This is a genomic window from uncultured Campylobacter sp. (genome assembly GCF_938031315.1).
GTDB lineage: Bacteria > Campylobacterota > Campylobacteria > Campylobacterales > Campylobacteraceae > Campylobacter_B.
Window position 1 is genome coordinate 1 of sequence record NZ_CALHHT010000454.1, and the last position, 1,299, is coordinate 1,299.

The window sequence follows — 1,299 nt, forward strand, 5'->3', positions numbered from 1 at the left end:
TCTTAAAGCTCGCTGCGAATTTTAAAATTTTAACCCGGCACTCGTCGCTTCCCTTAAAATTTTAAAATTCTTAAAATTTTGGCGAGATCAAGGAGAGATTATGAAAAAAATTCTACTTTCGTGTGCCTTGGCAGGCGCGCTTTTTGGCCTAGAGATCGACGGATTTAGCGCACCTAGTGGTTCGCTCATTACCGATGACGCTTTTTATATCGCAAATCGCGGCAGTAGTGAAGATCCACAAGAGCGCGACGGCTTCATCAGCCGCATAGTAAAAAACTCGGGTGTCGTTGAGACAAATTTTATAGACGATCTGGTAAATCCGGGCGGAATGGCGCAGATCGCGGACGTGCTTTATGTCTGCGATATCGATACTATCAGGGGTTTTGCCAAAGGCCAGGAGGTTTTCAATCTAAAAATCGGGGGAGCGCAGGCCTTAAACGACGTCGTGGCGCTCGGTAGCGAGGTTTTGCTCGCAAGCGATCCCGCGCGTGGGACGATCTGGCGCATCGACCTGCTCTCGCGCACCGCGGATGAGTTTGCACGCATCGATCCATCGCTAGGTAGCCCAAACGGACTTTTGGCTAAAGGCGATAAGCTTCTGATCACTACATTTGATCTTAGTGGAAAGGTCCCGGGGCGCGTGCTAAGCATGGATTTGAAATCCCGCGAAATTTCGATCTTTGCCGATATGAAGGGGGTTTTCTACGGCATAGCGCGCGGAAAAAACGGCGAAATTTTAATTAGCGACTGGGGCGAGGATCTTTTAAGCGGTAAAATTTGGCGCAACGGTACGGACGGACGCGTGCTCAAGCTAGATCTCGGCGCGATGCAAAGGCCCGCGGACATCTCAAGCGACAGCAAGGTTTTATTGATCCCAAAAACGCTGGAAAATAAAATGGAGCTGATAAATTTGCCGTAACCGGCCGTCTTGTTACGCTTCGCAGTTTGCTTAAATTTTACAAAACATATGCGATATCGTGCTTTATAAGCCATCTTTTTGTGCTTCGCCGCTTACGTAGCGGCGTCGGTTGCGACGCTATAGCCGATCGCGATACCTAAATTAGGTCAATGCCGAAGCGCCAAGGCTAATTGCGGCAGCGTAAGAGTTATATTACGAAACTAATCGTCCTTTTTCGCGCGCACTCAAGAGCTAAATACGATCAAAAGTCGCGCGTGCCGTCTTGCGACACGTAAATGCCGAGCTTGCCGTAAAATTTGCAAATTCATCCGCTCTCCTTTTAAATTTCATCGCCTTAAATTTTATCACTGCGGATATTTTTGCAGGCCGAGCGGTGCTAA

1 protein-coding gene is annotated in these 1,299 nt (G+C 48.3%); it reads left to right on the forward strand.

The window, feature by feature from the left end:
- The first annotated feature begins 100 nt into the window (after positions 1-100).
- A complete protein-coding gene (locus tag Q0236_RS11360) occupies positions 101-919 on the forward strand; it encodes an ATP-binding protein (RefSeq protein WP_297918061.1) in 819 nt (272 codons plus the stop codon).
- Positions 920-1,299: the final 380 nt, after the last annotated feature.